4 protein-coding genes and 2 tRNA genes are annotated in these 4,948 nt (G+C 67.9%); 5 read left to right on the forward strand and 1 reads right to left on the reverse strand.

Annotated elements, in window-relative coordinates:
• Positions 1-194 precede the first annotated feature (194 nt).
• The 5 genes from gyrA to ACR2FV_RS00850 all read left to right on the forward strand — a co-directional run bounded on the left by gyrA (position 195) and on the right by ACR2FV_RS00850 (position 3,880).
• Positions 195-2,753 carry a DNA gyrase subunit A gene (gyrA, locus tag ACR2FV_RS00830; protein WP_434013840.1) on the forward strand — a complete coding sequence of 853 codons (2,559 nt, stop codon included), beginning with the start codon at positions 195-197 and terminating at the stop codon, positions 2,751-2,753.
• Positions 2,750-3,409: a DUF3566 domain-containing protein gene (locus ACR2FV_RS00835; RefSeq protein WP_434013837.1), complete on the forward strand. Its 660-nt coding sequence runs from the start codon at positions 2,750-2,752 to the stop codon at positions 3,407-3,409. The genes gyrA and ACR2FV_RS00835 overlap by 4 nt, the downstream gene beginning before the upstream one ends.
• A 114-nt stretch (positions 3,410-3,523) precedes the next feature.
• Positions 3,524-3,600, forward strand: a tRNA-Ile gene (locus tag ACR2FV_RS00840).
• A 46-nt stretch (positions 3,601-3,646) separates the two neighbouring features.
• Positions 3,647-3,775, forward strand: coding sequence for a DLW-39 family protein (locus tag ACR2FV_RS00845; protein WP_434013838.1), 129 nt, complete (start codon positions 3,647-3,649; stop codon positions 3,773-3,775).
• A gap of 32 nt (positions 3,776-3,807) precedes the next feature.
• A tRNA-Ala gene (locus ACR2FV_RS00850) sits at positions 3,808-3,880 on the forward strand.
• Between the two features lie 119 nt (positions 3,881-3,999).
• Here the strand turns inward: ACR2FV_RS00850 and ACR2FV_RS00855 are convergent.
• Positions 4,000-4,773: a Fic family protein gene (locus ACR2FV_RS00855; RefSeq protein ID WP_434013839.1), complete on the reverse strand. Its 774-nt coding sequence runs from the start codon at positions 4,771-4,773 to the stop codon at positions 4,000-4,002.
• Positions 4,774-4,948: the final 175 nt, after the last annotated feature.

Genomic DNA, 4,948 nt, shown 5'->3' on the forward strand with positions numbered 1-4,948 from the left:
TGAACCAAGGGGAACAAAAGGGGCCGGGGTTTTCGCGACGGGGAGGCTTTGGGGGGCCCCCCCCCCGGCCACCCCCGAACCCCTCTGACGTTCGCTGCCTACTGCATACCTGAACGACGACGACAAGGACTCGCGTGACCGACACCATCCCGCCCATCGGCGACCGGATCGAAGCCGTCGACCTCAACGCCGAGATGCAGCGCAGCTACATCGAGTATGCGATGAGCGTGATCGTCTCCCGCGCCCTGCCCGACGTGCGCGACGGGCTCAAGCCCGTGCACCGCCGGGTGCTCTACGCGATGTACGACGGTGGCTACCGGCCCGACCGGGGCTTCAACAAGTGCGCCCGGGTCGTGGGCGATGTGATGGGGCACTACCACCCGCACGGCGACGGGGCGATCTATGACGCCCTGGTCCGGCTGGTGCAGGACTGGTCGCTGCGCTACCCCCTCGTGGATGGGCAGGGCAACTTCGGCACGCCCGGCGACGACCCGGCGGCCGCGCCCCGCTACACCGAGTGCAAGATGGCGCCGCTGGCCATGGAGATGGTCCGCGACATCCACGAGGACACCGTCGACTTCGGTGACAACTACGACGGCAAGACCCAGGAGCCGCAGGTCCTGCCCGCGCGTTTCCCTAACCTGCTGGTCAACGGTTCGGCCGGGATCGCAGTCGGGATGGCCACCCAGATCCCGCCGCACAACCTGCGCGAGGTCGCCTCCGGGGTGCAATGGCTGCTGGAGCACCCCGAAGCAGGCCGGGAGGAGCTGCTGGAGGCGTTGATCGAGCGGATCCCCGGCCCGGACTTCCCGACCGGGGCCCTGATCATGGGCCGGCGTGGCATCGAGGACGCCTACCGCACCGGTCGTGGCTCCGTCATCATGCGGGCGGTCGTCGAAGTCGAGGAGATCCAGGGCCGGCAGTGCCTCGTGGTGACCGAGCTGCCCTACCAGGTCAACCCCGACAGCCTTGCCAAGAAGATCGCCGAGCTGGTCAACGACGGCAAGCTCGCCGGCATCGCCGACCTGCGCGACGAGACCTCCGGGCGCACCGGCCAGCGCCTGGTCATCGTGCTCAAGCGCGACGCGGTCGCCAAGGTCGTGCTCAACAACCTCTACAAGCACACCCAGCTGCAGCAGAACTTCGGGGCCAACATGCTGGCCCTGGTCGACGGAGTGCCGCGCACCCTGCCGCTGTCGGCCTTCGTGCGGCACTGGGTCGATCATCAGATCGAGGTCATCGTCCGTCGCACCACCTACCGGCTGCGCAGGGCCGAGGAGCAGATCCACATCCTGCGCGGTCTGCTCAAGGCCCTCGACGCGCTCGATGAGGTCATCGCCTTGATCCGGGGCAGCGCGACGGTCGAGGACGCCCGCGAAGGGCTGATCGACCTGCTCGAGATCGACGAGATCCAGGCCCGCGCGATCCTCGACATGCAGCTGCGGCGGCTGGCCGCCCTCGAACGGCAGAAGATCATCGAGGAGCACGACCGGCTCGAGGCGATGATCGTCGACTACCAGGCGATCCTGGACTCCCCGCAGCGGCAGCGCAGCATCGTCAGCGAGGAGCTCGCCGAGATCGTCGACAAGTTCGGCGACGAGCGGCGCAGCCGGATCGTGCCCTTCGACGGGGACATGTCCATGGAGGACCTGATCCCCGACGAGGACGTGGTGGTCACCATCACCCGTGGCGGCTACGCCAAGCGCACGAAGGTGGTGGAGTACCGTCCGCAGAACCGGGGCGGCAAGGGCCGCCGGGGGACGGCGCTGCGTGCAGACGACGTGGTAGGCCACTTCTTCACCACCTCCACCCACCATTGGCTGTTGTTCTTCACCAACCTGGGCCGGGTCTATCGGGCCAAGGCGTATGAGATCCCCGAGGGTGGCCCCACGGGCAAGGGTCAGCATGTGGCCAACCTGATGGCCTTCCAGCCCGGCGAGCAGATCGCCCAGGTGCTGGCGCTCTCGGACTACGAGCACTCTGCATACCTGCTGCTGGCCACGCGCAACGGCCTGGTCAAGAAGACCTGCCTGGCCGACTACGACTCGCCCCGCTCCGGCGGGCTGATCGCGGTCAACCTGCGCGACGGCGACGAGCTGGTCAGCGCCGGGCTCGCGGAGGCCGAGGACGACGTGCTGCTGGTCTCGATCAAGGGCCAGTCGGTGCGCTTCACCGCCACCGACGAGGCGCTGCGCCCGATGGGCCGGGCGACGTCGGGAGTGACCGGTATGAAGTTCCGCACAGGCGATGAGCTGCTCGCGATGCAGGTGGTGCAGTCCGGGACCGACCCCTACGTGTTCGTGGTCTACGAGACGGGGATGGCCAAGCGCACGCCCGTCTCGGCCTACCGGGTGCAGGGCCGTGGCGGTCTGGGCATCAAGGTGGCCCGGGCGACCGACAAGGGCGGCGATCTGGTCGGCGCGCTGACCGTGCAGGACGGTGACGAGGTGCTCGTGGTGCTCGAACGGGGCAACGTCGTGCGCTCGGCCATCGACCAGGTGCGCATCACCGGCCGGGACACCGCGGGTGTCCGGTTCGCCGCGCCCGCCGCAGGTGATGCGATCGTCGCTGTCGCACGCAATGCCGAGCGCGAGCTCGCCGAGCATGTCGAGGCTCTGCAGGCCGACACCGACGAGCTGTCACAGGGTGCGGGAAGGGCCGATGGCGTACCGTCGGAGCAGGGGCCGTCTGCCGACGGCTTCGGCCCTGACCAGCAGGCTCCACCAGAGCCCGGCCCGGAAGGCGATCAGTGAGCACTGCCAAGCACGACACGCAGGACAGGAGCCAGCGGCGCAGCCCCGCCGACACCGGGCCTCCCGACGACGATGCTTCGACGGACGCCCACCAACCTGCGACGTCGATGCGAGACGGAGCGATGGCGCGCACCGCACCGCACCAGGATCTGGCGGCCCGACGTGACCAGGCCGCCCGCCGGGCCGGCGAACAGGGCGACGGTTCGGGGGCCCGGGACGGGAGCGCGCCGCAGGGTGGCTCCGACACGGGGACCGCTCGCCGGCCTCCGGGTCCGCGACGCACCGGACCTCGCCGAGTCCGGCTCACCGCACAGCGGATCGACCCGTGGTCGGTCTTCAAGATCTCGTTCCTGGTCTCGGTCGCCCTGGGCATCGCCGGCGTGGTGATGGTCGCGGTGCTGTGGACCGTGCTGTCGGGGATGAACGTGTTCGGCACCCTCAACGGGTTCATCGTGCAGGTCACCAGTGGGGAGGACAACGCTTCGTCGTTCGACCTGATGGACTACGTCGGCTTCGGCCGGGTGGTGGCACTGTCCGTGGTCGTGGGGGTGGTCAACGTCATCCTGCTGACCGCGCTGGCCACGTTGACCGCCTTCCTCTACAACGTCTGCTCCGCGCTGGTCGGTGGAGCGCACCTGACCCTGTCCGACGAATGAGCCGGCGCAGGACCAAGACCCGGTCCTTGCTGTCGACGTTTTGGCCGGCCCCTACGCGGTGGGGTAGCCTCGTGCGGCGCAGACCAGAGGGCTCCACCCTTCATCTGTGCTCCCGGGCCTATAGCTCAGTCGGTTAGAGCGCTGTCCTGATAAGACAGAGGTCACTGGTTCAAGTCCAGTTAGGCCCACCACACGCCCCTCGTGAGACCGGGGCACCGGACAATTGCTGGAGGACGTATGAAGCGCCTGCTCGTCATCGCCGCGGCGGCCGCCGCGGGTGGACTCGCGTTGGTCAAGAAATCGCGGGACGCCAAGGCCGAGCGTGACCTGTGGGCCGAGGCGACCGACACCGTCGAGCACAACTGAACCCCCCGCCGGCGCAACGGCGCCGGCACCTCGGGGGCGTGGCGCAATTGGTAGCGCACCTGCTTTGCAAGCAGGGGGTTAGGGGTTCGAGTCCCCTCGCCTCCACCCGAGGTCAGAGGCCCTTTCCGGTCACCGGGAGGGGCCTCTGTCGTGCCCGTACCCCAGCAAAGTACTGCAGTGGGGTCATCTCCCAACCCTCGCGAGCTCGCGCCACCGCGATGCACTCACGCGCCCGGCGAATTGGGTCCCGGAACGGACGAGTTCGCCAGGCGATCGAGGTAGCTAACCATGACGGTGTCATCGCCCAGCATCTGGTTCTCCGCAGCAAGGTCATACGACAGCGCGAGTCCGAAAGGTGACCGAGCGGGGCGGGGCTTGCCCGGCAGGTTGAGTGGTACTCCGTACCTCAGCCCGATCAGCAGCGCTAGGAGGCGAGCGGTGCTTCCGTTGTGATCGGCGAAGGGGTGGGTTCGCACCCACTCACCGTGAGTCCAGGCGCATAGACGGAGCACGTCTGAGTACAGGGTTCCTAGGCCCTCACCCGTGTTTACCCGGGCGTCCAAGTCATCGAGACGGCGATCCAGCTCGGTGAAGGTCTCGCGAACCCGCTGCCGGACTTTGGTTGGGGATGCGCCGAGCCTGCCCCCAACGTGGTTCTGGCACGAACGCAACTGTGACTTCGGCGGACCCTCCCCGCGGTAGTGTCCTGCCACCCATGGCTCGGCGAGGCGGACCCCCACCAGCGAGGTGACGTGCCATTCCTTCAGCAACTCCGAGGTGGGCCGTTCTCCGTTGAGCGCTGCACGGACCACCTCATCGCGGACCTGTCTGTAGTTCGCTTCAATGCGCCGACGGTTGCCCTCTGACTGGCCGTCCCAAGGGAAGGGAACGGAGGATGATGGACGAGGGGGCCTTCTCCGCTTACCCCGCGCCACTGTCTTCCGGTCCCAGTTCCCACGAGCTCCTCGTGCTCTCGGATCGCTGCTGCGCCAGTTCATCCTCAACGTTGGCGAGGGCCGCGGCGAGCTGAGCTCGACTGAGCCCAGCGGTCAAGGCAGGAGGTGCCTGTAGTTCGCCAGAGACGACGTCCTGAACAGCCGCCTCGAGAGTGGCCAAGCGTTGCTCGTCCAAATGGCCCGTTAGACAGCCACCTTCATGAAGCTTGCTCCGAGC

Source organism: Ornithinimicrobium sp. (assembly GCF_051004135.1).
Taxonomy (GTDB): domain Bacteria; phylum Actinomycetota; class Actinomycetes; order Actinomycetales; family Dermatophilaceae; genus Ornithinicoccus.

Coding starts and splice junctions, on each gene's coding strand:
- gyrA (WP_434013840.1), top strand. CDS start 195: ATGCAGCGCAGCTACATCGAGTATGCGATGAGCGTGATCGTCTCCCGC.
- ACR2FV_RS00845 (WP_434013838.1), top strand. CDS start 3,647: ATGAAGCGCCTGCTCGTCATCGCCGCGGCGGCCGCCGCGGGTGGACTC.
- ACR2FV_RS00855 (WP_434013839.1), bottom strand. CDS start 4,773: ATGAACTGGCGCAGCAGCGATCCGAGAGCACGAGGAGCTCGTGGGAAC.